Annotated in this window: 23 protein-coding genes; 22 read left to right on the forward strand and 1 reads right to left on the reverse strand. The window is 67.4% G+C overall.

What is annotated here, in order from left to right; genetic code table 11:
* Positions 1 to 9: 9 nt before the first annotated feature.
* The 19 genes from ALSL_RS05375 to glnD all read left to right on the forward strand — a co-directional run bounded on the left by ALSL_RS05375 (position 10) and on the right by glnD (position 21580).
* Positions 10 to 1971 carry a DUF1302 domain-containing protein gene (locus ALSL_RS05375; protein ID WP_126537158.1) on the forward strand — a complete coding sequence of 654 codons (1962 nt, stop codon included), beginning with the start codon at positions 10 to 12 and terminating at the stop codon, positions 1969 to 1971.
* A gap of 63 nt (positions 1972 to 2034) precedes the next feature.
* Positions 2035 to 3309: an aromatic ring-hydroxylating oxygenase subunit alpha gene (locus ALSL_RS05380; protein ID WP_126537160.1), complete on the forward strand. Its 1275-nt coding sequence runs from the start codon at positions 2035 to 2037 to the stop codon at positions 3307 to 3309.
* Between the two features lie 9 nt (positions 3310 to 3318).
* Positions 3319 to 3804 (forward strand): aromatic-ring-hydroxylating dioxygenase subunit beta, encoded by a 486-nt coding sequence (locus ALSL_RS05385; RefSeq protein WP_198410679.1) that lies wholly within the window; start codon positions 3319 to 3321, stop codon positions 3802 to 3804.
* Positions 3805 to 3816: 12 nt separating this feature from the next.
* The gene (locus tag ALSL_RS05390) at positions 3817 to 4728 is read left to right on the forward strand and encodes a VOC family protein (protein WP_126537164.1); all 912 of its coding nucleotides are present in this window, start codon (positions 3817 to 3819) and stop codon (positions 4726 to 4728) included.
* Complete coding sequence (locus ALSL_RS05395) at positions 4725 to 5513, forward strand: SDR family oxidoreductase (RefSeq protein ID WP_126537166.1); 789 nt, start codon at positions 4725 to 4727, stop codon at positions 5511 to 5513. Before ALSL_RS05390 ends, ALSL_RS05395 begins: the two co-directional genes overlap by 4 nt.
* Positions 5510 to 6553: an amidohydrolase family protein gene (locus tag ALSL_RS05400; RefSeq protein ID WP_126537168.1), complete on the forward strand. Its 1044-nt coding sequence runs from the start codon at positions 5510 to 5512 to the stop codon at positions 6551 to 6553. The genes ALSL_RS05395 and ALSL_RS05400 overlap by 4 nt, the downstream gene beginning before the upstream one ends.
* Positions 6550 to 7566: a PdxA family dehydrogenase gene (locus tag ALSL_RS05405; protein WP_126537170.1), complete on the forward strand. Its 1017-nt coding sequence runs from the start codon at positions 6550 to 6552 to the stop codon at positions 7564 to 7566. The genes ALSL_RS05400 and ALSL_RS05405 overlap by 4 nt, the downstream gene beginning before the upstream one ends.
* A gap of 37 nt (positions 7567 to 7603) precedes the next feature.
* A complete protein-coding gene (locus ALSL_RS05410) occupies positions 7604 to 7981 on the forward strand; it encodes a non-heme iron oxygenase ferredoxin subunit (protein WP_126537172.1) in 378 nt (125 codons plus the stop codon).
* A 91-nt stretch (positions 7982 to 8072) separates the two neighbouring features.
* A complete protein-coding gene (locus tag ALSL_RS05415; RefSeq protein WP_126537174.1) occupies positions 8073 to 9449 on the forward strand; it encodes an SRPBCC family protein in 1377 nt (458 codons plus the stop codon).
* Positions 9446 to 9940, forward strand: a complete 495-nt coding sequence (locus ALSL_RS05420) for an aromatic-ring-hydroxylating dioxygenase subunit beta (RefSeq protein WP_126537176.1) — start codon at positions 9446 to 9448, stop codon at positions 9938 to 9940. The genes ALSL_RS05415 and ALSL_RS05420 overlap by 4 nt, the downstream gene beginning before the upstream one ends.
* A gap of 58 nt (positions 9941 to 9998) precedes the next feature.
* Positions 9999 to 11204 (forward strand): FAD-dependent oxidoreductase, encoded by a 1206-nt coding sequence (locus ALSL_RS05425; RefSeq protein WP_126537178.1) that lies wholly within the window; start codon positions 9999 to 10001, stop codon positions 11202 to 11204.
* Between the two features lie 39 nt (positions 11205 to 11243).
* Complete coding sequence (locus tag ALSL_RS05430) at positions 11244 to 12455, forward strand: FAD-dependent oxidoreductase (protein WP_126537180.1); 1212 nt, start codon at positions 11244 to 11246, stop codon at positions 12453 to 12455.
* A 31-nt stretch (positions 12456 to 12486) separates the two neighbouring features.
* Complete coding sequence (locus ALSL_RS05435; RefSeq protein ID WP_126537182.1) at positions 12487 to 13335, forward strand: fumarylacetoacetate hydrolase family protein; 849 nt, start codon at positions 12487 to 12489, stop codon at positions 13333 to 13335.
* A gap of 40 nt (positions 13336 to 13375) precedes the next feature.
* A complete protein-coding gene (locus tag ALSL_RS05440) occupies positions 13376 to 15007 on the forward strand; it encodes a long-chain-fatty-acid--CoA ligase (protein WP_126537184.1) in 1632 nt (543 codons plus the stop codon).
* A 54-nt stretch (positions 15008 to 15061) separates the two neighbouring features.
* Positions 15062 to 16351, forward strand: coding sequence for an aromatic ring-hydroxylating oxygenase subunit alpha (locus ALSL_RS05445; protein ID WP_126537186.1), 1290 nt, complete (start codon positions 15062 to 15064; stop codon positions 16349 to 16351).
* Entirely contained in the window at positions 16348 to 16833 is a 486-nt protein-coding gene (locus tag ALSL_RS05450; protein WP_126537188.1) for an aromatic-ring-hydroxylating dioxygenase subunit beta, read from the forward strand. The genes ALSL_RS05445 and ALSL_RS05450 overlap by 4 nt, the downstream gene beginning before the upstream one ends.
* Positions 16834 to 16843: 10 nt before the next feature.
* The gene (locus ALSL_RS13670) at positions 16844 to 17815 is read left to right on the forward strand and encodes a carboxymuconolactone decarboxylase family protein (protein ID WP_198410680.1); all 972 of its coding nucleotides are present in this window, start codon (positions 16844 to 16846) and stop codon (positions 17813 to 17815) included.
* Positions 17816 to 17831: 16 nt separating this feature from the next.
* On the forward strand, positions 17832 to 18875 hold the full coding sequence (locus ALSL_RS05465) for a VOC family protein (protein WP_126537190.1): 1044 nt from the start codon (positions 17832 to 17834) through the stop codon (positions 18873 to 18875).
* Positions 18876 to 18925: 50 nt separating this feature from the next.
* Positions 18926 to 21580 (forward strand): [protein-PII] uridylyltransferase, encoded by a 2655-nt coding sequence (gene glnD / locus ALSL_RS05470; protein ID WP_126537192.1) that lies wholly within the window; start codon positions 18926 to 18928, stop codon positions 21578 to 21580.
* A gap of 9 nt (positions 21581 to 21589) precedes the next feature.
* On the opposite strand, the gene ALSL_RS05475 is transcribed toward glnD, so the two are convergent.
* Positions 21590 to 22699, reverse strand: coding sequence for an HD-GYP domain-containing protein (locus ALSL_RS05475; RefSeq protein WP_231700302.1), 1110 nt, complete (start codon positions 22697 to 22699; stop codon positions 21590 to 21592).
* A gap of 85 nt (positions 22700 to 22784) precedes the next feature.
* Between ALSL_RS05475 and dapD the strand changes: the two genes are divergently transcribed.
* From dapD to dapE, 3 genes are read left to right on the forward strand one after another with little or no spacing between them, the layout of a single operon-like run.
* Positions 22785 to 23699, forward strand: coding sequence for a 2,3,4,5-tetrahydropyridine-2,6-dicarboxylate N-succinyltransferase (gene dapD / locus ALSL_RS05480; RefSeq protein ID WP_425479011.1), 915 nt, complete (start codon positions 22785 to 22787; stop codon positions 23697 to 23699).
* Positions 23696 to 24061, forward strand: a complete 366-nt coding sequence (locus ALSL_RS05485) for a Spx/MgsR family RNA polymerase-binding regulatory protein (RefSeq protein WP_126537196.1) — start codon at positions 23696 to 23698, stop codon at positions 24059 to 24061. The genes dapD and ALSL_RS05485 overlap by 4 nt, the downstream gene beginning before the upstream one ends.
* Positions 24058 to 25248 (forward strand): succinyl-diaminopimelate desuccinylase, encoded by a 1191-nt coding sequence (gene dapE, locus ALSL_RS05490; protein WP_126537198.1) that lies wholly within the window; start codon positions 24058 to 24060, stop codon positions 25246 to 25248. Before ALSL_RS05485 ends, dapE begins: the two co-directional genes overlap by 4 nt.

Raw genomic sequence — 25248 nt, forward strand, 5'->3', positions numbered from 1 at the left:
GGAGGGACCATGCAAAAGCATGCATGCAGCAATCGCAGTAACGCTCATCGACAGTGCCCGGCGCAGGGGCAGTGCGCGTCGTGTTCGCTCAAACGCAAGGGCCTTTGCTACGGCAGCGCGCTGCTGCTTGGCCTGGTGCCGGCGCTGCGCAGTCATGCGGTGGATTTCACTCTCGATGATGGCGAGATCAAGGGCAAGGTCACCACGCGCGTGGTCGCCGGCGCCGGCTGGCGCCTCAATGATCGATCGCGCTTCATGACCGGCAAGGGCTTCCGCTCCGACGGCAAGCCCAAGGGCGGCGTCGGATCGGACGAGTCCGACGACGGCAACCTCAATTTCGGCAAGGGCGACATGTATTCCAACCTGTACAAGGCGACGACCAACGTCGACCTCAAGTACCGGAATTTCGGCGTCAACGTCAGTGCCCGCGTGTGGTACGACGATGTGCTCAAGAACCACGACGTGCCGCAGGGCAACTGGCCGAACAACTACCGCGCGAACAGTTCGCTGAGCGACCGTGGCCTGGACCGGGACAACAAGTTTTCGGGCTTCATGTGGCTCAACGCCAACGCCTACGGGCATTTCGACCTGAGCCCGGAAAGCGCCATGGACCTGCGCGTGGGCAAGCAGACCATCAAGTGGGGCGAGGATCTCTTCGCCAGTAACCTCAACCAGATCAATCCGGTCGACTTCACCACGCTGCGCCGGGTCGGCACCGATCCGCAGACCGAAGCCCAGCTGCCGGTGGAAATGGTCTTCGGCAAGTTCACCTTCGGCAAGGACTGGCGCGTCGAGGCGTTCTGGCAGTGGAAGTGGCGGCCGAATGAATACGACCCGTGCGGAACCTTCTTCGGCGGCATCGACCTGGGTTTCGACATGGGCTGCGGCGGCGCCACCGCCAACCTCGCCTATCCCTTCAACGCCTACACGGCGGCCAATATGCCGGGCTCGAAGCTGTGGCTTAGCGATGGCTTCAACACCGCGGTCGGCGCTGTCGTGCCCAGGGCGCAGGATCACTATGGGTCCAACGGCGGCCAGTACGGCGTGTCCCTGCATTACACCGCCGAGAGCATCAAGACCGATTTCGGCGCGTACTACATGAGCATCAACTCGCGCTCGCCGTTCTACGCGGTCACGCTGCACGACATGCCGGGCACGGTCTACCCCGACATCGACAATGCCATGCTCGCCGCCGGCTTGCCGAAGTCCCTGCTGCCGGCGGTCAACACGCTGCGTTCGTACCGCATGTTCTGGAACTATCCGGACGGCATCAAGATCACCGGTCTTTCGGCGTCGACCAAGCTCGGGCAGTGGAAGGTGGCGGGCGAGGTGTCCTACTCGAGGAACCAGCCGGTGCAGTACAGCATCCCCGACATGCTGTTCGCGTTCCTGCGGCACACGGGGCCGCTGGCGGCGGGCTGGGCCGATACGCCCGGGGAAAGCTTCCTCGGCTACAAGCGCTTCGACAAGACCCAGGCGCAGGTCAACGCCATGCGCATGTTCAAGGACGTGCTGGGCGCCTCCACCGCGATGGTGGCCGGCGAGGCGGTGTGGGAACACGTCAATCTGCCGCCGACGTCCGAGCTGCGTTTCGGACGCAGCTTCCACAGCGGCTATGCGCCCTTTTTCCCCACCGATACCTGCTCGCCGATCGGCGACCCCTACGGCTGCCGCAACGATGGCTTCTATACCCGCAATGCCTGGGGTTATCGCCTGCGCGGGCAGCTCAACTACCCGGTGCCGGGCGGCTGGGTGATCTCGCCTTCGCTGACCTGGAGCCACGACGTGGGCGGCTATTCGGTGGACAACCAGATCAACAAGGGACGCAAGCAATACGTGTTCGGCCTGACCGGACAGTACCGGAAGAACTATTTCGTCTCGCTCAACTATGGCAACTGGATCGACGGCGCGCACTACAACACCCTGCGCGACCGCGACTTCATCAACCTGGCCGTCGGCGCCACCTTCTGACGGCATGACGCGCAAGGACGTCCGGACGGCCGTCCTTGCGCGAGGACTCAGCGGAGAACAGTCATGCACGAGCTTTCCCGTTTTACCGCGTTGCGCGTGGACACCAAGGCCAACACCTTCAAGGTGCCGCGCGCGGCTTTCGTCAGGCCCGAGGTGCTGGAGGCGGAGCGCGAGCGCATCTTCAACCGCTGCTGGCTCTATCTCGGCCATGCCTCGGAGATCGCCAAGCCCGGCCAGTTCGTCACCCGCACCGTGGCCGGCCGCACGCTGATCTTCAACCGCACCCAGAAGGGCGAGGTGCGCGCCTTTCTCAACACCTGTCCGCACCGCGGCGCCACCGTCTGCCGCGAGAAGGCCGGTAGCGCCAAGCATTTTCAGTGCATCTACCACGGCTGGGTTTTCGACGACAACGGCAAGATCGCCGACCAGCCGGGTCAGGACTCCTATGCGTCCGGCTTCAACGAGCGCGGCGAGGCCAACCTCAAGCCGCCGCCGCGGCTGGAGGAATACCGCGGCCTGTATTTCGTCTGCTTCGACAAGGACGCGGTCGATCTGGCGACCTATCTCGGCGCAGCGCGCGAGTACATCGACCTGATCGTCGATCAAAGCGAGTCGGGCATGGTGATACTCGGCGGTACGCAGGAATACAGCATCAACGCCAACTGGAAGCTGCTGGTCGAGAACAGCATCGACGGCTACCACGCCGCGACCACCCATGCCACCTACATGGATTACCTCAAGAACACCGCCGGCGCATTGGCGGCGACCGGGGTGGCCGGCGTCGGTCGTGATCTCGGCAACGGTCACGCGGTGATCGAGTATTCGGCGCCCTGGGGGCGGCCGATCGGACAGTGGATTCCCGCCTGGGGCGAGAGTGGCAAGGCCGAGATCGAGCGCATCGTCGCCGGCCTCACGAAGCGCTTCGGTGAGGAGCGGGCCAAGCGGATCGCGCTCAAGAACCGCAATCTGCTGATTTTCCCCAACCTGATCATCAACGACATCATGGCGATCACGGTGCGCACGTTCTATCCGCTGGCGCCGGATCTGCTGCACGTGAATGCCTGGGCGATGGCGCCGGCCGAGGAGAGCGAGGCGGCGCGCAAGACGCGGCTCGAAAACTTCCTGGAATTCATCGGTCCCGGCGGTTTCGCCACGCCCGACGACGTCGAGGCGCTGCAGAACTGCCAGGTCGGTTTCAGCAATGCCGACCAGGTGCCCTGGAACGACATCTCCAAGGGCATGGGCAAGCCCGCGCCGTTTGCCGACGACGAGGAACAGATGCGCGGCTTCTGGCGCGGCTGGGATGCGCGCATCAACTCCGCCGACAACGCCCGCTGAGGAATGGCCATGCAAACCTTCACCCGCCCCGAGCTTGAAGATTTCTTCTATGCCGAAGCTGCGCTGCTGGACGACTGGAAGCTGACCGAATGGCTGGCGCTGTTCACCGAGGACGCCCGCTATGAGGTGCCTTCCACCGACCTGCCGCGCGATGCCCAGGCCAGCACCAACCTGTTCTACATCGCCGATGACGCCTTTCGGCTCTCCGAGCGCGTCAAGCGGCTGCTCAAGAAGACCGCACACGCCGAATACCCGCGGCCGAAGACCCGCCACGTGATCAGCAACGTGCGCATCCTCGCCAATGAAGGCGACCGCTGCCAGGCGAGCGCCGTCTTCGTCACCTACCGTTCCAAATCCGGCCATACCGACACCTACATCGGCATTGCCGACTACCACCTCGTCCGCACCGGCGACGGACTGCGCATCCGCAGCAAGCGCTGCACGCTGGATCTGGACTCGCTGCGTCCGCACGGGCGCGTCAGCATCATCCTCTGAAAGGTATTTCCCATGAGCCTTCCCTTCCGTTACCGCAAGCTGGGCTACGTCGCCCTCAACGTCACCGACGTCGCACGCACCACGGCCTTCTATACCGACATCGTCGGGCTGGAGCTTTCCGACGCCGTTCCCGGTGGCCCGGCCTTTCTGCGCTGCAGCTCGGACCACCACAACATCGCGCTGTATCCGGCCGCCGCGCCCGGCCTCAAGCGGGTGGGTTTCGAGCTCGAAAGCCAGCGCGAGATGGAGCGTGCGCGCCGGCACCTGGAAGGCCTCGGCCTGGCCGTGGAGGAGATCGGCAAGGAAGAGCGCGCGCAGCTGCGCCAGGAGGACGGCCTGCGCTTCATCGAGCCGCATTCGGGCCTGACCATGGAGTTCTACACGCGCATGCTGAACATGGCGCAGCCGTTCGTGCCGCGTCTGGCCAAGATCGCGCGGCTGGGCCACGTGGTGCTGGCGGTGGAGCGTTTCGAGGAAATGGCGAGGTTCCTGCACGAGAACCTCGGCTTTGCCATTTCCGATTTCGTCCAGGGCGCGGTGGTGTTCATGCGCTGCCAGCCCAATCCGTATCACCACACCTTTGCGGTCGGTCGTTCCAGCGGCGGCAACCATCTGCACCACGTCAACTTCATGGTCACCGACGTCGACGACATCGGCGTGGCCGTGAACCGGCTCAACAAGGCGCAGATACCGATCGTGTTCGGCCCCGGCCGCCACAAGCCCTCGGGCAGCATCTTCCTCTACTACCTCGATCCGGACGGCATGACCGTCGAGTACAGCTTCGGCATGGAGGAGTTCCCCGAGCACGACTACCGCGAGCCGCGCGTGCTCGAGCCGCATCCGCTTTCGCTCGACCTGTGGGGCGGTCTGCCCAAGCCGGGCTTCGCCAAGGTGGGCCAGATCGAGCACGAGGAACAGGCATGAGCACGCCGGCGCAGGCCTGGGCCAGCCGCGCGCGTCCGCATGAGGGGCGCGTGGCCATCGTCACCGGCGCGGCCGGCGGCATCGGCCTTGAAATCGCGTTGAGGCTGGGCCGCGACGGCGCCGCGCTGGTGGTGGCCGATGCCGATGCGGCGCGGCTGGAGACCGCCGCCGGCGCCTTGCGCGACACCGGCGCCGAGGTGCGGGCGATGCCCGGCGACCTGTCGCTGGAAGACACCGCCACGGCTCTTGCCGCGTGCGCACTGGAGGCTTTCGGGCGCATCGACATCCTGGTCAACAACGCCGGTGGCGGGGTGATCCTGCCGTTCCTCGCGCACACCCCGCAGACGCTCAAGCAGACCATCGACCGCAATCTGTGGACCACGCTGTGGTGTTGCCGGGCGGTGATTCCGCCGATGAAGGAGCGTGGCTACGGCCGCATCGTCAACATCGGCGCCGACTCGGTGCGCAATGGCCTGTGGGATCACGCCGCCTACAACGCCGCCAAGGGTGGCGTGCACGGTCTGACCACGGGGCTTGCCCGCGAGTTCGCGCGCGACGGCATCACCGTCAACACGGTCGCTCCGTGTGCGGTCAACACGCCGCAGCTGGTGGACATCGCCAAGCAGCATCCGGCGCTGGTCGAGCGTTTCGTCAGCGTCATTCCGATGGGGCGCGCCGGCGAAATGGCCGAGGTGGCCTCGATGGTGAGTTATCTCGCCGGCACCGAGGCCTCGTTCGTCACCGGCCAGGTGATCAGCGCCAACGGCGGCAGCACGATGCTATGAGGCACTTCGAGGCCATCGACGTGCACACCCACGTCGTCCCGCGCGAATTTCCGCCCTACCGCGGCCGGCATGCCGGCGTGCGCTGGCCGTCGATGGCCGAGGCGCAGCCGTGCCATCGCCACGTGATGCTGGACGGCGCGATCTATCGCACGGTGTCCCATCAATGCTGGGACGCGGACGTGCGTGGCGTGGACATGGAGCGCATGGAGATCGGCATGCAGGTGCTCTCGCCGATGCCCGAGCTGCTTTCGTACTGGCTGGAAGGCGAGGACGGCCAGCATCTGGCGCGTCACGTCAACGAATCCATCGCCGCGATGGTGCAGGCGGCGCCCGGGCGCTTTGCCGGTCTCGGCATGGTGCCGCTGCAGGATGTCGGGCGCGCGATCGACGAGCTGGACGTGCTGCTCCATCAGCTGGGGCTTGCCGGCGTCGAACTGGGCAGCAACGTGCAGGGCGTGCCGGTCGGCGACGCGCGCTTTCTGCCGTTCTTCCAGGCTGCCGAGCGCTGGGGCGCGGCGGTGTTCGTGCATGCGCTGCGCCCTTGCGGCATGGACCGTCTGGTCGGCCCGCCGGTGCTCGAGCAGGCGCTCGCCTTTCCCGGCGAAGTGGGCCTTGCCGCCGCCTCCATGATCACCGGCGGCACATTGGCCGCGTGTCCGGACCTGCGCATCGCCTTCAGCCACGGCGGCGGCACGTTCGCATTGCTGCTGCCGCGGCTGCGCCATGCATGGAAGAGCTTTCCGATGCTGAAGGAGGCACTTGCCGCCGATCCGCTGGAGGCCGCGCGGCGCATGTACTACGACGCCCTGGTCTACGACCAGACGGCGTTCGGTTTCCTGCTCGATAGTTTCGGCGCCGAACGGCTGATGCTCGGCAGTGATTACCCCTTCGCGATCATGGAATCGCATCCGCTCGCCTGTCTTGCGGGCCTGCCCGAGTCGACGCGCACGGCGATCGCGCGGGACAACGCGCTGCGCTGGCTGCGGGGCGCCGCCACGGCGCAGGAGCGCGGGAAGCCGTCTTTGGGAGATACGCCATGAACGCCCTCATCATCGAAAAGCTGCGCATCGACCCCGCCCGCCGTGCGCGGGTCGGCATCGTCATCGGCGACGTCAACGGCATCGGGCCGGAAGTGGTCGCCAAGTCCTGGCAAAGCGGCTTGCTGCACGAGGCCTGCCTGCCGGTACTGATCGGCAGTGCCGCCGCCATGGAGCGCGCCGTCGCCGCGCTCGGCATGGACGTGGGTGTGCGCGCCATCGCCGGCCCCGACGAGGCGCGGTTCGACCCCAAGGTGATGGACGTCATCGACAGCGGCGCGTTGGACCCGGCGGCCATCACGCCCGGCCGCGACACCGCCGCCAGCGGACGCGCCGTCGGCATCTGGCTCGGCGAGGCCGATCGCCTGGCCCGCGCCGGCGCGCTCGGGGCGACGGTGATGGCGCCGGTGAGCGCGGTCGCGCTGGAGATGGCCGGCATGCTGGACCGCATCGTCAGCGTCAAGCCGGGCGAAACCTACCTCGTGCTGTTTTCCGGCGCGCTGCGCATCACCCATCTGACCGACCACGTGCCGTTGCGCGAGGTCTCGGGGATGATCCACAAAGATCTCATCGCACTCACCTTGCACAAGATGGATGCCGCGCTCAGGCAGTGGGGTATCGCCGCGCCGCGCATCGCGGTGGCCGGTTTCAACCCGCACGCCAAGGGCACCGAGGACAGCCAGGAGATCGCGCCCGGCGTCGCCGCGGCCAAGCGCGAGGGCATCGACGTGACCGGCCCGGTGAGTCCCGACTCGGTCTTCCGCCATTGCCTGGAAGGCCGCTACGACATGGTGCTGGCCATGTACCACGACCAGGGCCACATCGCGATCAAGACCGCCGGTTTCTCCGGCAACGTCGCCGTGTTCCTGGGCCCGCCCTATCCGCAGGTCACCGTGGCTCACGGCACCGCCTACGACATCGTCGGTCGCGGCATCGCCGACCACAGCATGGTGTTGAACGCCATTCTCACCGCCGGCTCGCTGGCCGCGGGCAACGCCTTTCCCGATCTGCACTGAATTTCTCCGCCCACGTCGCAACAGAGGTAAATCCAAGGTGAGTTCGCAAGCTTCCTACCGCTTCATCGCCCACACCGCCGACGTGCCGGCCGATCGCGCGCTGGCCGTCGTGCTGCCGGGGTATCCGCCGCTGGCGGTCGCGCGCCTGGGCGATGAGTTCTTCGTCATGGACGACACCTGCACCCACGGTGCGGCGCTGCTGTCGGACGGCGAGATCATCGAGAACGAAATCGAGTGTCCCTTCCACGCCGGGCGTTTCGACATCCGCACCGGCGAGGCCACGGCCTTTCCCTGCGCCAAGGCCCTGCGCGTGTATCCCACGCGCGTGGAGGACGGCGCCGTGCTGGCCGACCTCGACGCACAAGGCGCCGGCACGGGCTGTGCCGGAGGCTGCCATCAGACGGCCACCGCCTGACGGGCGATGACCGAGATCCGCCGGCCAGGCAAGCGCCTGCCGGCTCAACGGCGGGGCCGATGAGGCCCGGCCAGGCAAGAGGAGTCAAACCATGAACGCCAGAGCGATTCCCGCCACCCGGGCCGATGCGGAACAGGGCGCGCCCGCCACGTCCACGATCAGCAGCGACCTGCTGCGGCTCGACAGCGAGATGCGCGGCGTGGACCGGCGCATCTTCTTCGATCCGGACATCTACGAACTCGAGTTCGAACGGATCTGGAGCAAGGTGTGGGTGTATGTCGCCCACGAAAGCCAGATCGCCAAGCCCAAGGATTTCCTGACCACCTGGATCGGCCGCGTGCCGGTGATCATCTCGCGCGATCGCAAGGGTGCGGTGCAGGCGTTCGTCAACGTCTGCACGCACCGTGGCGCCACGCTGTGCCGCACCGAGAAAGGCAGCGCCGGGACCTTCGTCTGCCCCTTCCACGGTTGGGCATTCAACGACCTGGGCGCGCTGGTGGGCGTCAATGAAGAAGAGAGCGGCGGCTATCCGGCCGGCTTCGACAAGAGCAAGCGCGGCCTGACCCGCGTGCGCTGCGAAAGCTACAAGGGTTTTCTCTTCGCCACCCTCAATCCCAACGCCGAGCCGCTGGAGGATTACCTGGCCGAGGCCAAGCCCTTCATCGACACCTTTGCCGAGCAGTCGCCGCAGGGCATCGAGGTGCTCAAAGGGCGCTCGGTGTACACCTACAACGGCAACTGGAAGCTGCAGGCCGAAAACGGCGTGGATGGCTATCACGTGCCGATGGTGCACGCCAACTACGTACAGATGGTCGGCCATCGCCTGCAGGTCAATGCCGGCGGCAACGCGCTCAAGACCATCGAGGCCGGCAAGTTCGGCAAGCTCGGTGGCGGCTACTACGACCTGCGCAACGGCCATTGCGTGCTGTGGACCAATCTGCCCAACCCGCAGGATCGCCCGCTGTACCGCGCCAAGGAGGAGATCGCCGCACGGGTCGGCCAGAAGAAGGCCGAATGGATGGTGGACCGCTCGCGCAACCTGCTGCTCTACCCCAACGTTCTGCTGATGGACCAGGCCAGTACGCAGATCCGCGTGTTCCGGCCGCTGGCGGTCGACAAGACCGAGGTGACGATCTACTGCTTCGCGCCGGTCGGCGAGCCGCCCGCCGAGCGCGCCAGGCGCATCCGCCAGTACGAGGATTTCTTCAATGCCTCGGGCATGGCCACGCCGGACGACCTCAACGAGTTCAACGAGACCCAGAAGGGCTTCGGCGCCTATGGTCCGCAGCGTTGGAGCGATTTTTCCCGCGGCGCCGCGCACGAGATCGCCGGGCCGGATGCCCTGGCGCAGGACTTCGGCGTGCAGGCGGCGGCCAGCGGTCCCGATACCGCCGATGAGGGCATCTTCGTCTCCCAGCACGAGCGCTGGCTGCAATTGATGCAGGCCGGTGCGGAGGGCACCCCATGAACGATCTGGAACTGCTGCGTTCGGTGCAGGAATTCCTCTACCGCGAGGGCGAATACCTGGACGGACAGCGCTGGGACGACTGGCTGGCGCTGTTCGATCCGGAGGTCGAGTACTGGGTGCCGGCCTGGGACAGCGAACACGAACTCACCGGCGACCCGATGAGCGAGATGTCGTTGATCTACTACCGCAACCGCTCGGGCCTGGAGGATCGCATCTTCCGCCTGCGCACCGGACGTTCATCGGCCTCGACGCCGCTGCCGCGCACTACGCACCTGGTCAGCAACATCCGCATCACCGGCTTCGACGGCAGCCAGTGCCAGGTCAAGGCGAGTTGGGTGGTGTTCTCGTTCAAGGACAAGCAGTCGCATCAGTTCAACGGCCGCTACGAATACGTGCTGGCCGCGCGGGATGGCGACTGGGTGATCAAGCGCAAGAAGACCATCGTCATCAACGAGGTGATTCCCTCGCTGATGGACATCTACAGCATCTAGCAGCGCCGCCGCCCACCCGGCGGCATCGAACGGCCAATTTTTTTAGGAATGACGCACCGTGAAGAAAGACAGCAGTGTCGTGATCGTGGGCGCAGGTCCGGTGGGCATGATCAATGCCCTCGGGCTCGCGCGTGCCGGGGTCGACGTGACCGTGCTCGAGACGCATCCGGGCATCGTGCCCGAGCCGCGCGCGATGACCTACCACTGGACCGTGCACGAGGGCATGAAACGCCTCGGGCTGCTCGATGACATGCTCACCGAGGGTTTCAAGGTGCCGGAGATGTGCTACCGCATCTTCGCCACCGGCGAGGTGATCCGCTTCAACATCGGCGCGATCGCCGACTACACGCCGTATCCGTACGCCATCTCGCTGGGGCAGGACCAGCTCGAGGGCATCGTGCTTCGGCATCTGGCCGACTATCCCAATGTCCAGATCCACTGGAACACCACCATGACCGATCTCGTCCAGGACGAGCACGGCGTCACCGTCACCGCCGAGCGCGACGGCCAGCCGGTGACCTACCGCGCCGACTGGGTGATCGGTGCCGACGGCGGACGCAGCCGCGTGCGCAAGGCGATCGGCGTGGAGTTCCTCGGCATGACCTGGCCGCAGCGTTTCGTCGCCACCAACGTGGTGTATGACTTCGAGAAATACGGCTGGGGCGTGGCCAATTATCTGGTCGACCCCAAGTACGGCGCGGTGATCGCCAAGGTCACCCGCTCGGGCATCTGGCGCGTTACCTTCAGCGAGGATGCCAGCGGCACGCTGGAGGGCATCGAGGATCGCATCCGCGCCTTCTACGCCAAGGTCTTTCCGGGTCCCGAGCCCTACGAGATCAAGCTCTATTCGGTCTACAACATGCACCAACGCTGGGCGGAGAGGTTCCGCGTCGGCCGCGTGCTGCTGGCCGGCGATGCCGCGCACCTGACCAATCCGACCAACGGCTTCGGCCTGGTCTCGGGCATGCTCGATTCGCAGGTGCTCTATGAGGCGCTCGCTGCCGTGATCAAGGGCGAAGTGGACGACAGCGTGCTCGACCAGTATTCGCGCGATCGCCGCCGCGCCTTCGAGGAAGTCGCTTCGCCCTCCTCGGTGGAGACCAAGCGCTTCGTGTTCCATTCCGACGACCCGGAACGCTTCAAGGCCGATCTGGAGCGCATGCGCCGCATCGCCAACGACCCGGAACTCCTGCGTCAGCAGTTGATGATCGGTCACCGCATGCAGACGCCGTCGCTGGTCAAGCCGTCCGGTCTCGCCGCGTAAGGCGAGGCCACCGATTCGGATACGGATTAGGACTACTCCATGAGCGATACCGCAACGACCCGCAGCAGCGTACTCATCGTCGGCGCCGGCCCGGTGGGCATGATCAACGCGCTTGGCCTGGCCCGCGCCGGGGTGGACGTCACCCTGATCGAGGCCAACGCGCAGATCGTGCCCGAACCGCGCGCGGTCACCTACCACTGGGCCGTGCTCGAAGGCATGGACCGGCTCGGCCTGCTCGAGGACATGCTGGTCGAGGGCTTCAAGCTGCCGGACATCTGCTATCGCATCTTCCGCACCGGTGAAATCATCCGCTTCCGCATGGATGCGCTGGAGGGCTTCACCCCGTATCCGTACATCGTGCAGCTGGGCCAGGACAGGCTGGAAGCGATCGTGCTCCGGCATCTGGCCGCCTATCCCAACGTGCGGATCGACTGGCGCACGCGCATGCAGGGACTGGTGCAGGACGAACACGGCGTCACCGTGACCGCCGAGCGCGATGGCCATCCGGTGACCTATCGCGCCGACTGGGTGATCGGCGCCGACGGCGCGCGCAGTGCGGTACGCAAGTCCCTCGGCGTCGATTTCGTCGGTATGACCTGGCCCGAGCGTTTCGTCGCCACCAACGTGGAATACGACTTCGGCCGCCACGGCTGGGACCTGTGCAACTACGTCATCGACCCGTCGTTCGGCGCGGTGGTCGCGCTGGTCACGCCGCCGGCGGTCTGGCGCGTCACCTTCAGCGAGGACGCCAGCCTGCCGCTGGAAGGCATCGAGGATCGCATCCGCGCCTTCTATGCGCGCATCTTCCCCGACCCCGATCAGGGTTACACGATCAAGCAGTATTCGGCCTACAGCATGCACCAGCGCGTGGCCGAGAAGCTGCGCGTGGGACGCGTGCTGCTCGCCGGCGACGCTGCGCATGCCACCAATCCGACCAACGGCTTCGGCCTGGTCTCGGGCATGCTCGATTCGCAGGTGCTTTACGAGGCGCTCGCCGCAGTGGTCAAGGGCGAGGCGCCGGACAGCGTGCTCGACCGCTACGCGGCCGATCGCAAGCGCGTGTTCGAGGAAATTGCCTCGCCGAGCTCGGTCGAGACCAAGCGCCTGGTGTTCCATTCCAGCGATCCGGAGCGACTGGAACAGGATTTGCAGCGCCTGCGCCGCGTGGCCGCCGACCCCGATCTCCTGCGTGCGCAGTTCATGATCGGCTACCGCCTGAAGACGCCCTCCGTGCTGGCCGAGCCGGCATGAAGGGCGGTTCGCACAGGCCGGGAGAAGACTCATGAAACTGGCCCGCTTCATCGCCGACGACGGCGAGCGCATCGGTGCCGTGCGCGAGGACGGCATCGTCGCCCTCGACACCGGACTCGACCGCGCCGACGACATGATCGCGTTGATCGAGCGCTGGCCGCACGAGTCGGCGCGGCTGCAACGGCAGGCGCAGGAGGGGCGCGCCGTGCCGCTTGCGCGGGTGCGCCTGCTCGCGCCGATCGAGCGGCCGGGCAAGATCATGGCGATCGGCCTCAACTATGCCGACCACATCGCCGAGACCGGCATGGACAAGCCCGAGCGGCAGCTGTGGTTCGCCAAGATGGGCAACACGGTCAACGGCCCGCGCGATCCGGTGCAGGTGCCGCGGGTGTCGGCCAAGGTCGACTACGAAGTCGAGCTGGTGGCGGTGATCGGGCAGGGCGGTCGCCACATCCGGGCCGAGGAGGCGCCCGCGCGTGTCTTCGGCTATTGCGTGGGCAACGACGTCTCGGTGCGCGACTGGCAGATGCAGACCTCGCAGTGGGTGCTCGGCAAGTCCTTCGACGGGCATGCGCCGTTCGGCCCCTGGATCGTCACCGCCGACGAACTCCCCGATCCGCACCGACTCGACATCCGCTGCCTGGTCAACGGCGAGCTGCGCCAGTCCTCCAACACGCGCCACCTGGTGTTCAACGTGTGGGATCAGCTCGTCCACCTGAGCCAGGCGATGACCCTGCGCGCCGGCGACCTCCTCTTCACCGGTACACCCGGCGGCGTGGCGGCAGCGATGCGCCCGCCGGCCTGGCTGCGTGCCGGCGACGTGGTGCGCTGCGAGATCGAAGGCATTGGCGCGCTCGAGAACCCTTTCGTCGACGAATGAATCTCATGCCCTCATCCCTCGCACTGACCGGAGCCCTCCCATGCTTGGCCTGATGCAACACCGGCCGCTGCTGATCTCCTCGCTGATCGAGCATGCCGAAACGTTCCATCCGCGGGTCGAGATCGTCAGCCGCAGCGTGGAGGGGCCGGTGCATCGCACCGACTGGGCCAGCGTGGCCCGGCGGGCGCGCCAGGTCGCCAACGCGCTCGCCGCGCTGAAGCTCGGCAGCGACGCGCCCGTCGCCACCCTGGCGTGGAACACCTGGCGCCATCTGGAGCTCTACTACGGCGTGTCCGGCGCGGGCGTGGTGCTGCACACGGTCAACCCGCGGCTTTCGGCCGAGCAGATCGGCTACATCATCAATCACGCCGAGGACGAGGTGCTGTTTTTCGACTTGAGCTTCGGCACGCTGGTGCAGGAACTCGCGCCGCAGCTGAAATCGGTGAAGCACTACGTGGTGCTGACCGATCGCGCGCACATGCCCGAGCTCGATCTGCCGCGGCTGTTGTGCTACGAGGAACTCATCGAGGCGCAGAGCGACCGCTACACGTGGCCGAGTTTCGACGAGAACACCGCCTCGTCGCTGTGCTACACCTCGGGCACCACCGGCCATCCCAAGGGTGTGCTCTATTCGCACCGTTCCACCGTGCTGCATTCGATGGCCGCCTGTGCCCACGACGGCATGGCGCTGGGCGCGCAGACCAGCCTGCTGCTGGTGGTACCGATGTTCCACGTCAACGGTTGGGGCGCGCCCTATGCCTGCGCGATGGCCGGCGCCAAGCTGGTGCTGCCCGGCCCGCGCATGGACGGGGAAAACCTCTACGGCCTGATCCGCGACGAGGGCGTCACCTTCGCGCTCGGCGTGCCGACGGTGTGGCTGATGCTGCTGCAATACCTCGACCAGCACCCGGAGCTGGATCGCGAAGGCCTCAAGCTCGAAGGCGTCGCGGTGGGCGGCTCGGCCTTGCCGCGCGTCATCATCGAGCGCTTCGAAAGCGAGCTTCATGCGCGTGCGGTGCAGCTGTGGGGCATGACCGAGACCAGTCCGCTCGGCGTGTCCAACCTGCATCTACTGCCCGCACAGCAGCAGCTGCCGCCGGAACAGCAGATGCCCTACCGGCTCAAGCAGGGCCGCGGCGTGTGGGGCGTGGAGATCAAGATCGTCGACGACGAGGGCCATGCCCTGCCGTGGGATGGCCGGCGCGCCGGCCATCTCATGGTGCGCGGGCCGTGGATCACCGCGCGCTACTACAAGGCCGAGCAGGACATCCTCGATGCCGAGGGCTTTTTCCCGACCGGCGACATCGCCACCGTGGATCCGGACGGCTACGTGCAGCTGGTCGACCGCGCCAAGGACGTGATCAAGTCCGGCGGCGAATGGATCTCCTCCATCGAACTCGAAAACATCGCCGTTTCCCACCCGGGTGTGGCCGAGGCGGCGGTGATCGGCATCCCGCATCCCAAGTGGCAGGAGCGTCCGCTGCTGCTGGTGGTGCGCAATGCCGCCGGCGCGGCGCTGAGCCGCGAGGAGTTGCTCGCCTACATGGAGCCGCGGGTGCCCAAGTGGTGGCTGCCCGACGAGGTCGTCTTCGTCGAGTCGCTGCCGCATACGGCCACCGGCAAGTTGCTCAAGTCCCGTCTGCGCGAGCTGTACCAGCCATCCGCTACGTGAGCGGCGGCAAGGCGCGCGCTTTTTGTTGTCATCCGTCCTGTCCAGGAGTCCCCGATGAACAGCCAGCCCAAGCGATTCGATTACGCCGAGCTTGCCAAGCCCGATCGCACCCATGCCCGCATCTATACCGATCCGGACATCTTCCACGAGGAGATGGAGAAGATCTTCCGCCGCTCCTGGGTCTATGTCGCCCATGAAAGCGAAATCCCCAATCCAGGCGATTACGTCACCACCTACATCGGATTGATCCCGGTGATCGTCACCCGCGACGAGGCGGGCAAAATCCACGTGCTGGTCAACCGCTGCATGCATCGCGGCGCCACCGTGTGCCCGTACGAGAAGGGCGAGGCCAAGACCTTCACCTGTCCCTACCACGGCTGGGAATATGCGCTGGATGGGCGCCTGAATGCCGTGGGCCTGCCCCGGGGCTATAACCCCGGCGAGATCGACAAGGACAAGCTCGGTCTGCGCGAGGCGGCCAAGGTGGGCAGTTACCGCGGCATCATCTTCGCCAGCCTCGATGAAGTGCCCGACATCAGCCTCGAGGAGAAGCTCGGCCCGGCCATACCGATACTCGATGCCTACATGGATCTTTCCCCGACCGGCGAGATCGAAGTGGGCAAGAGCGGCGTCTACAAGCACGCCTACCGCGGCAACTGGAAGATCCAGGTGGAAGGTTCGGTGGAAGGCTACCACCCGATCTTCACCCACCACAGCGCGTTCGAGACCATCGGCCGCACCATGGGCATCAACCCCAAGAGCAGCTTCACCGGCTCGGGCAAGACCGGCCTGCTCGGCCGCGATCTGGGCCACGGCAATAACATTCTCGAGGTGTACAACTACACCGACGAGCAGATCCGCCAGCGCTATCCGCAGGCCTATATCGACCTGCTCAAGGATGCCCACGGCGAGAAGCGGGCGATGGCCGCGCTGCGCACCCGCTTCAATCTGGTGATCTTTCCGAATCTCGCCATCCTGGAGTACCAGTTCCGCGTCACCCGCCCGGTGCAGGTGGACTTAAGCGAGGTCCGCATCTACCACACCATGCTCAAGGGGCTGCCGGAGGAGTTCTCCGCGATCAACCTGCGGCGCGTGCGCGAGCACGAGTTCTTCTACGGCCCGGCGGCCTTCGGCGGCCCGGACGACTACGTCGCCTTCGAACGCATCCAGCAGGGTCTCGTCGCCGACGAAGAGGCGCCGTGGGTACTGCTCAATCGTGGCTATACGACCGAGCAGATCGATGCGGAAGGCTGTCGCTATGGCGATCTCACCCAGGAGACCCAGCAACGCGCTCCCTACTACGAATATCGCCGCCTGATGGCGCGCACCCTGGAGGCCGTATGAACCGCAGCGATGCCGAAAACTTCCTCTATCGCGAGGCCGCGCTGCTCGACCACAAGCGGCTGGACGCGTGGCTCGACCTGTTCAGCGATGATGCCCTGTACTGGATCCCCGCCAATCAGAGCGACTACGACCCGCGCGAGCACGTCTCGTTCGTCTACGACAACATGACGCTGCTCAAGGAGCGCATCGGGCGCTTGACCGGTGAATACTGCCATGCGCAGCAACCGCCTTCCTCCACGCTGCATACCATTTCCAACGTCGAGGTCGAACCGATCGGCCCGGGCCGCGTGCGGGTGCGCTCCAATGCGGTGATCTACGAGTTCCGCAACAACGCCCAGCGCCGTTTTTATCCGCTGCAGACCTTTCCCGCCTTCTGCACCCACGAGCTGCGGGAGGAGGACGGCCACTGGCGCATCACCCTGAAGAAAGTCGCCCTGCTCAATGCGGACGGCGAGATCTTCGACCTGAGTTTCCTGCTGTGAGGAGCGCGCGATGAATACCCCCGACAAGCCGGCCGAACGCGGCCTGCTCGATTTTTCCCGCGACAGCAGGGAGTTCAAGGACGCACTGGCGCTGATGGGGCAGGTGCTCGGACCGGCCGAGTGCGAAAAGATCGCCGGCATGACCGCACACCCGCTGTTCGGCGATGCGATCGGGTATCTCGTCTCCAGCACCTGGGGCGCGGCCTTCCACCGTCCGGGGCTGCCCTTGCGCGATCGCGCCATGCTGATGATCGGCACCGATCTCGCACTCGGCCGCGAGGGGCCGCTCAAGGATCACATCCGCATCGCCCTGCATGCGGGCGTGACCCGGCAGGAGATCGTCGAGGCCTTGTTCCAGTCGATCTTCTACGTCGGCGCGCCCGGTTTCGTGCTCGGCCTCAAGGTGGCTGGCGAGGTGTTCGGCGCCGCCGATGCCGCCCAGCTGGCCCAGGCCGCCTTGGGCAACGTCGCCGCCCTCAAGGACGTGGGCGTGCGGCTCGGGCCGATCAACCACGTCGCCATGGCGGTGGCCGACTGGAAGAAGACCGCCCGCGGCTTTGCCGCGCTGCTCGGTCTCAAGACCTGGCGCGAACTGCCGATCGGCTCGCAGATGCTCGACGATGCGCGCTACTACGGGCAGCCGGCCGAGTTTTCGTGGATCTCCGCCTTCGCGCGGCTCGGCGATACCCTGCTCGAACTGTGCCAGCCGGTCTCGGGCAAGACCATGTTCGGCGACTTCGTCGCCCGCCACGGCGACGGCATCCAGCACATCGGCGATCTCTCCCATCCCGACCCGCTCGGGCTGGTACAGGCCTACACCAGCCAGGGCATCGAGGTCGGCACCTACGGCAAGATCGGTGGCGTCGCCGAGCTGTTCTATCTCGACACCCGCGCCCAGTTGGGCGGCGTGGTGCTGGAGGTGGTCGCGCCGCCCACCTATGCCCAGATCGCCGATTTCGGCACCGATGTCACCTTCGATTGATGCCGGAGAACCACCGATGACACCGCCGTTTCCGGCCGACCGCTGGGACACCCTGCAGGTCGTGGTGCGCGACTATCGCCAGGTCGTGCTGAACTTCGCCCGTTTCTTCGGCATCGAACGCTGGGAAGTCCGGCGCATCGACGGTCGCCGCCTGCGTGACCATCGCGTGGCAGGCCAGCCGACGGCCTGCCGCTGGATCAGCGTGACTGGTCGCCACGCCGCCTTCGCCATCGAGCTGGTGCAGCCGGTCGACGGCCCCACGCCGTACCGGCACACGCTGGACACGGTGGGCGAGGGCATGCACGGTCTCGCCTTCAAGGTCGACGATCGTGCCGCCGCGCAGCGCTGGCTCGACGCCCTGGCCGCCGAGGGCGTCGCCACCGAGCAGCAGGGCAGCCTCGCCGATGCCTGGGATTACCACATGCTCGACACCCGCGCCCTGCTCGCGGGCATCCGTCTGGAGCTGCGTCTGCCGTTTGCGGACGTCGCGCCACCGGACGAGGTGCTGCAGGTGGATCTCGCCCGCTTCGGGCCGGCGCTGCTGCCGGTGCAGAAGATGTATCACCTGGGCGTGGTGTGCGCCGACCGTCATCGCACCAAGGCGACGCTCGCACGGCTGTTCGGCATCCAGAGCTGGATCGAGCTCGAAATCGAAAGCGGCCGCACCATCAGCGACACCACTTACTACGGGCGCGAGGTGTACCACGCCTATGACAACCACGTCGGCCGGCGCGGCGAGATGTCCTTCGAGCTGATCACGCCGCGCACGGCCGACAACGTCTATCACGATTTTTTCAAGCAGCGCGGCGAGGGGCTGCAGCACGTCTTTCCGACCATCTGCACGCGCGAGGCCTCGGACCGCGCGCTGGCCCAGCTGCGGCCGCTCGGCATGGAGATCATCCAGAGCGGCAACATCGGCGGCCTGCTCGAGTACTACTACCTCGATACCCGGCGCTATCTGCCGGGGATCACCACCGAGGTGGTGGTACCGCTGCGCGAGGACTGGCTCGAGGCGATGTTCCCCGACCGCGCCACGGCCTGGACGCTGATGGGCGACTGAGCCTTCCGCACAGGCATGGTCAGGCGGGGCCGGTCGTGTTGTCATAGGCCATGGCCTTGACTCCCGCGACCCGCGTCGCTTTGCCGCCGCTGCCGCGCCTGCCGGTGGCGGTGCCGCGCTCGGGTGTCTCCGACGAGGCGCGTCGCGCCCTGCGCCAGTTGCTCGGCGACCTCGACCGCGATCTCGCCATCGCCTTTCGCGACGGTGGCGATGCCGCGGCGCTGGCGCGCCGTCGCGCCGAGGGCGTGGCGCGGGTGGTGACGCACGCCTGGACCGCGTGTCTGGGCGAGGTGGAAGGCGCGGCACTGTTCGCCGTCGGCGGCTTCGGCCGCGGCTTGCTGTTTCCCCAGTCGGATGTCGACCTGCTGGTGCTCGTCACCCAGGCCGATGCCGGTCGCCTGCGGGCGCTCGAGCACTACTTCGCCACGCTGTGGGACATCGGCCTCAAGGTCGGTCATGCAGTGCGTGATGTCGCCACCTGCCGCACGCTGGCCGCCGCCGAGGTGAGCGTGTTCACCAGCCTGCTCGACGCGCACTGGCTGGCCGGCGACGGCGCACTGGAAGCGGACTTGCGCGCCATCGTCGACGATCCGGCGTTGTGGCCGCCGCGCGCCTATCTCGCGGCGCGGCTGGCCGAACGCGACGCCCGCCACGCGCGCTTCAACGACAGCACCTACAACCTGGAACCCAACCTCAAGGACGGCCCCGGCGGACTGCGCACGCTCGATGCGCTGCGCTGGCTGGGACGGCGGCTGGCGCACGCGGCGGATTTCGATGCCATGGTCGAGGCCGGCCTGCTCGACGCTGCCGAGCGCGACGCGCTGCACGAGGCCGAATCGACGCTGCAGCGCTACCGTTTCGCGCTGCATCTGGAAGCCGGCCGGCCGGAGGAGCGGCTGCTGTTCGACTACCAGCGCGCGCTCGCCGCACGGCTGGGTTTCGAGGACGAACACGAGAAGAACCTCGGCGTCGAGCAGTTCATGCAGGGCTATTACCGCGCCGCCAGCCAGATCGAGCGCATGGGCGTGCAGCTGGCCGAACGCTTCGAGGAACTGCTGGAGCCGGCGACGGCGGCCGTGCCGCTGGGCGAGGATTTCCTGCGTCAGGGCAACCGCCTCGCCCTGCGCGATGCGGCGCTTTTCGAGCGTCGCCCGGCGGCGTTGGTGGAGGCCTTCATCATCCGTCTCGACCAGCCGGATCTCACCGGCTTCACCGCCGAGACCATGCGCCGGCTGCATCAGGCCATCGTCCGGCTCGGCCCGCGTCTGGCGGAGGACGAGAGCGTGCTCGCGGCCTTCCTGCGCCTCCTGCGCCGGGGCGCGAGCGCGGTCGATGCGTTGTGGCGGATGAACCGCTACGGCCTGCTCGCGGCGATCATCCCCGCTTTCGGCCGCGTGGTCGGACGCATGCAGTACGACCTTTTCCACGTCTATACCGTGGACGAGCACACCATGCGCGTGCTGCGCAACGTGGCGCGCTTCGCCGACCCGGCCGCCCGCGAAGACTTTCCGCTCGCCTGCGATATCTGGCCGACCCTGCCCGCGCCGGAGGTGCTGCTGCTGGCGGCGCTGTTCCACGACATCGCCAAGGGCCGCGGCGGCGACCATTCGGTGCTCGGCGAGGTCGAGGCGCGGGCGTTCTGCGCCCGGCTCGGCCTGCCGGAAAACGACGTCGAGCGCGTCGCCTGGCTGGTGCGCTGGCATCTGCTGATGAGCACCACCGCGCAGCGCGAGGACATCACCGATCCGGCAGTGGTCGAGCGTTTCGCCGAGACGGTGCAGAACCGCGAGCGGCTCGGGCAGCTGTATCTGCTCACCATCGCCGACATCATCGGCACCAGCCCCAAGCTGTGGAACGGCTGGAAGGATCGCCTGCTCGCCGATCTCTACCACGCCGCCCGCTACGCCCTGCGCAGTCACGTCGGGCCGCCGCGCGACGCGGCCGCGCGCGTGCGCGAGTGTCAGCGGCTGGCGCTGCCCCTGCTCACGGCGCAGGGGCTGGCGGCGGCGCAGGTCGAACGGCTGTGGACGGATTTCCCCGCCGCGAGCTTCCTGCGCCACCGTCCCGAGCAGATCGCCTGGCAGAGTGCCGCCATCCTGCGGGCGTCCGGCGCCGTGCCGGTGGTCGCGGTGCATCCGGAATCATCGCGCGGCGCCACCGAGGTGTTCATCTACACGGTCAATCGCGACGGCCTGTTCGCCGCGGTCACCGCGACCCTGGACCGGCTGGGTTTTTCGGTGCAGGAGGCCAGGGTGCTCGGGACCGCGAGCGGCATGGCGCTCGACACCTTCTGGCTGCTCGAGGCCGACGGCCAGCCGGCCAGCCCCGAACGCGCGGAGGAGCTGCGCCAGCGTCTGCTGCACACGCTGGCGCAGGCCGAGCCGGCGCGCGTGGGCCGGCGCAGCCTGCCGCGGCGGCTGCGGCATTTCCAGCGCGCGCCCACGGTGGGCTTCCACGATGCCGGCGACTACACCCAGCTCGCGCTGGTGTGCAGCGATCATCCGGGGCTGCTCGCCGCCGTCGCCCGCGCCTTCCTGGAGGCGCAGGTGCGCGTGCACGATGCCCGCATCGCCACTTTCGGCGAACGGGTGGAGGATTTCTTCCTGCTCAGCGACCGGCACGACCGGCCGCTCGATGCCGCGCGTCAGGAACGCTTGCGGCGCGCGCTGCTGGACAACGTTGGCGCCGGCGCACCCGCCGCCTGAAGGTCGGATTCAGAGGGCGGCATCCGCGCCCCACAGCGCTTCCATGTCCACCGGCAACGCCAGGGCTTCGAGGTCCACCGTTTCGGCCACCGCATGCGCGGCCTGGTCGCCGCGACGGCGGATCGGTATCCCGGTGCGCAGGCCGTCGTGGGTGGTGAGCGAGGCCACCTTGGGCTTGTGGCAGCTGGCACCGCGCTCGAGCACCACCGCGATCGAGCCGTTGCGCAGCCGTACGCCGGTGCCCGGCGGGTAGATTCCCAGCGTCTTGATGAACAGCGCCGCGAGTTCCTCGTCCAGGGCGCCGGTGCTCAGGAACAGCCGGCGCAACGCGGTATGCGGCGACAGCGCCCGCCGATGGGCGCGGGCCGAAACGGCGGCGCAGTACACGTCGGCCAGCGCCAGCAGCCGGGCCGGCAGATCCAGCTCGGCCAGGGTCTTGCCGGCCGGATAGCCGCTGCCGTCGGCGCGTTCGTGATGGTCCTCCACCGCTTGCAGCCAGTGCGTGTCATCGACGCCGTGGGCCTTGAGCAGGGCCACGCCGGACGTGCAATGCGCCCGGATCGCCGCGCGCTGGGCATCATCCGGCGGTGCCGCTGCGGCATACAGCTGCCGCTGCAGATCGAGCATGCCGATATTCATGGTCAGCGCCGCGGCGACCGTGGCGCGCTGCAGTGGCGGCGACAACGCCAGGGCCTGGCCGACCAGCTCGCAGGCGATCGCCGCATTGACTGCATGACGGCACGGATAGGCGCCTTCGGGCACCAGCAGGATGGCGGCGAGCGCCACGTCGGCATTGCGGCGCACCGCCCGGGCGATCTGCCCGGCGATGCGATCGATGGTGGCGACGAAGTCACCCGCCGGCGCAGTGAGACAGTCGGTCAGCCAGCGTCTGGCTTCGAGGATCTGCGCCAGCGGGCTTCTCGGCACGGCTTCGGCGTCCGGCGGCGGGTCGTCATGGATCGCGTCGAAATTGGCCAGCTCTAGCAGCCGGTCGATCTGGTTCTGGCTGATCAACAGCTCGCCCTTGCGCAGCAGCAGCACGCCGCGCGCATCATAGGCATCGCAGGGCAGCGGCTGGCCCAGTACCAGCTCGGACGGGTGCAGCGTTCGCTTGCTCAAGCCTCCCTCCTGCAGCGGAACCGGGCGGGCGCATCGACGATCGCGGATCAACGTTCCGGTATCGGCCGCGTCGGCGGCAACTTGAATCCCAGGCCCGGCAATCGCGTCGCCAGCGTGTAACCTTGCGGGTCTTTCCATGATCTTCCCATCCGCAGGGTCTGCCATGCACACCATCCATGATCTCGAAAGCCTGATCGACGATGCCTTCGAACGCCGCCAGCAGCTGCTGCAAAGCGAGATCGAGACCGAGTTGCGCCCGGCCATCGAGCAGGCGCTCGATCTGCTCGAGAGCGGCGAGCGCCGGGTCGCCGAGCCGGACGGTCATGGTGGCTGGCGCGTCAACGCCTGGCTGAAAAAGGCCGTGCTGCTGTATTTCCGCATCCGCAGCAACCGGGTGATGGACGGCGGGCCGGCGCTCGCCTTCGACAAGGTGCCGCTGCGTTTCGCGCATGGCGACGATGCGGCCATCGAACGGCTCGGCGCGCGCGTGGTGCCGGGTGCGCTCATCCGGCGCGGCGCGCACATCGGCCGCGACGCGGTACTGATGCCGAGCTACGTCAACATCGGCGCGCACGTCGGTGCCGGCACCATGGTCGACACCTGGGCCACGGTCGGTTCCTGCGCGCAGATCGGCGCGAACGTGCATCTTTCCGGCGGCGTCGGCATCGGCGGCGTGCTCGAGCCTCTGCAGGCCAACCCGACCATCATCGAGGACGGCTGCTTCATCGGCGCGCGTTCGGAAGTGGTCGAGGGCGTGGTGGTGGAGCGGGGCAGCGTGATCGGCATGGGCGTGTTCCTCGGCCAGTCGACGCGCATCTACGATCGCGCGAGCGGTGAAATCCACTACGGCCGCGTGCCGGCCGGCAGTGTAGTGGTGGCCGGCAGCCTGCCGGCCAAGGACGGCTCGCACAGCCTGTACGCGGCGATCATCGTCAAGCGCGTGGATGCGCAGACCCGTGCCAAGACCTCGATCAACGAACTCCTGCGGGGCACCGAATGAGCCTCACCGTCTACGGACTTCCCACCTGCGACACCTGCCGCAAGGCACGCAACTGGCTGGACCGCTTCGGCATCGCCCACACCTTCGTCGACTACCGCGCCGAGCCGGTGCCGGCGGCGACGCTGAAGGACTGGGCGAGGCAGCTCGGCGGCTGGGAGGCGCTGGTCAACAAGTCCTCGACCACCTGGCGCAATCTGCTGCCGCAGCGCAAGAACCCGGCCTCCGATCCGGAGTGGACGCTGCTGCTGAAGGAGTATCCGGCGCTGATCCGCCGGCCGGTGGTGGTCGATGCCGAGGGCGCGATCAGCGTGGGTTTCAGCGACGCGGCCTTCAAGCGCCGCTTCGGCCTGGGCGCATCATGAGCGCGCCGGGGCAGGATGCCTCGCCGGTGCTCGCGCTCGCCGCCGAGCTGATCCGGCGCCGTTCGGTCACGCCGGAGGATGCCGGCTGCCAGGCACTCATCGCCGCGCGCCTGCAACGGGTCGGCTTCCACTGCGAAAGCCTGCGTTTCGGCGCGGTGGACAACCTCTGGGCCACGCATGGCGGCACCGGGCCGACGCTGATTTTCCTCGGCCATACGGACGTGGTGCCGAGCGGGCCGGAGGATGCCTGGCAAAGTCCGCCGTTCGAACCGTCGCTGCGCGATGGACGTCTCTACGGCCGCGGCGCCGCCGACATGAAGGGCGCGGTGGCGGCCATGGTCGTCGCGCTGGAGCAATACGTCGCCGCGCAGCCGATGCACGCCGGGCGCATCGGGCTGTTGCTGACCAGCGACGAGGAAGGGCCGACCAACCTCGATGGCGTGCGCCGTGTGGCCGAGCTTTTTCGCCGGCGCGGCGAGCGCATCGACTGGTGCGTGGTGGGCGAGCCCTCGTCCAGGGATCGGCTCGGCGACCTGATCCGGGTGGGGCGGCGCGGCTCGCTCTCGGCCGCGATCACCGTGCATGGGATACAGGGGCACGTCGCCTATCCGGAAAAAGCCCGCAATCCGATCCATGCCTTCGCGCCGGCGCTCGCCGAGCTCGTCGCCGAACGCTGGGACGAAGGCGACGCCGACTTCCCGCCGACCAGCTTTCAGGTCTCCAACATCCATGCCGGCACCGGCGCCACCAACGTCATCCCGGGTGTGCTGACGGCGCAATGCAATTTCCGCTACGGTACCGCCAGCACCGCCGCCGACCTGCGGGCGCGGGTCGAGGCGATCCTGTCCCGCCACGGCCTGCGCTACGAGCTTGCCTGGAATCTTTCCGGCGAACCCTTCCTGACCCCGCCGGGTGGGCGCCTGCGTGAGGCCGTGCGTGCCATCTGCCGCGAGCTGTGCGGTGCCGATCCCGAACAGAGCACCGGCGGCGGCACTTCCGACGGGCGCTTCATCGCCCCGCTCGGTGCCGAGGTGGTCGAGCTCGGGCCGGTCAACGCCACCATCCATCAGGTGGACGAATGCGTGGCGGTGGCGGATCTGGAACGCCTGCCCGCGCTGTACACAGCGATCTGCGCCCGACTGTTGGGCGCGCCCTCGCTCGCCGCGGGCCGGCAGGGGCGTGACTGA

The sequence above is a fragment of the Aerosticca soli genome (assembly GCF_003967035.1).
In the GTDB taxonomy this organism is placed as follows: Bacteria; Pseudomonadota; Gammaproteobacteria; order Xanthomonadales; family Rhodanobacteraceae; genus Aerosticca; species Aerosticca soli.

What these genes read in the sequence shown, in the direction of transcription:
- ALSL_RS05380 (WP_126537160.1), top strand. Translation starts at nt 2,035, where the DNA reads ATGCACGAGCTTTCCCGTTTTACCGCGTTGCGCGTGGACACCAAGGCC.
- glnD (WP_126537192.1), top strand. Translation starts at nt 18,926, where the DNA reads ATGGCCTTGACTCCCGCGACCCGCGTCGCTTTGCCGCCGCTGCCGCGC.
- ALSL_RS05440 (WP_126537184.1), top strand. Translation starts at nt 13,376, where the DNA reads ATGCTTGGCCTGATGCAACACCGGCCGCTGCTGATCTCCTCGCTGATC.
- ALSL_RS05400 (WP_126537168.1), top strand. Translation starts at nt 5,510, where the DNA reads ATGAGGCACTTCGAGGCCATCGACGTGCACACCCACGTCGTCCCGCGC.
- ALSL_RS05385 (WP_198410679.1), top strand. Translation starts at nt 3,319, where the DNA reads ATGCAAACCTTCACCCGCCCCGAGCTTGAAGATTTCTTCTATGCCGAA.
- ALSL_RS05465 (WP_126537190.1), top strand. Translation starts at nt 17,832, where the DNA reads ATGACACCGCCGTTTCCGGCCGACCGCTGGGACACCCTGCAGGTCGTG.
- ALSL_RS05445 (WP_126537186.1), top strand. Translation starts at nt 15,062, where the DNA reads ATGAACAGCCAGCCCAAGCGATTCGATTACGCCGAGCTTGCCAAGCCC.
- ALSL_RS05390 (WP_126537164.1), top strand. Translation starts at nt 3,817, where the DNA reads ATGAGCCTTCCCTTCCGTTACCGCAAGCTGGGCTACGTCGCCCTCAAC.
- dapE (WP_126537198.1), top strand. Translation starts at nt 24,058, where the DNA reads ATGAGCGCGCCGGGGCAGGATGCCTCGCCGGTGCTCGCGCTCGCCGCC.
- ALSL_RS05485 (WP_126537196.1), top strand. Translation starts at nt 23,696, where the DNA reads ATGAGCCTCACCGTCTACGGACTTCCCACCTGCGACACCTGCCGCAAG.
- ALSL_RS05420 (WP_126537176.1), top strand. Translation starts at nt 9,446, where the DNA reads ATGAACGATCTGGAACTGCTGCGTTCGGTGCAGGAATTCCTCTACCGC.
- ALSL_RS05450 (WP_126537188.1), top strand. Translation starts at nt 16,348, where the DNA reads ATGAACCGCAGCGATGCCGAAAACTTCCTCTATCGCGAGGCCGCGCTG.
- ALSL_RS05375 (WP_126537158.1), top strand. Translation starts at nt 10, where the DNA reads ATGCAAAAGCATGCATGCAGCAATCGCAGTAACGCTCATCGACAGTGC.
- ALSL_RS05395 (WP_126537166.1), top strand. Translation starts at nt 4,725, where the DNA reads ATGAGCACGCCGGCGCAGGCCTGGGCCAGCCGCGCGCGTCCGCATGAG.
- ALSL_RS05415 (WP_126537174.1), top strand. Translation starts at nt 8,073, where the DNA reads ATGAACGCCAGAGCGATTCCCGCCACCCGGGCCGATGCGGAACAGGGC.
- ALSL_RS05430 (WP_126537180.1), top strand. Translation starts at nt 11,244, where the DNA reads ATGAGCGATACCGCAACGACCCGCAGCAGCGTACTCATCGTCGGCGCC.
- ALSL_RS05405 (WP_126537170.1), top strand. Translation starts at nt 6,550, where the DNA reads ATGAACGCCCTCATCATCGAAAAGCTGCGCATCGACCCCGCCCGCCGT.
- ALSL_RS05435 (WP_126537182.1), top strand. Translation starts at nt 12,487, where the DNA reads ATGAAACTGGCCCGCTTCATCGCCGACGACGGCGAGCGCATCGGTGCC.
- ALSL_RS13670 (WP_198410680.1), top strand. Translation starts at nt 16,844, where the DNA reads ATGAATACCCCCGACAAGCCGGCCGAACGCGGCCTGCTCGATTTTTCC.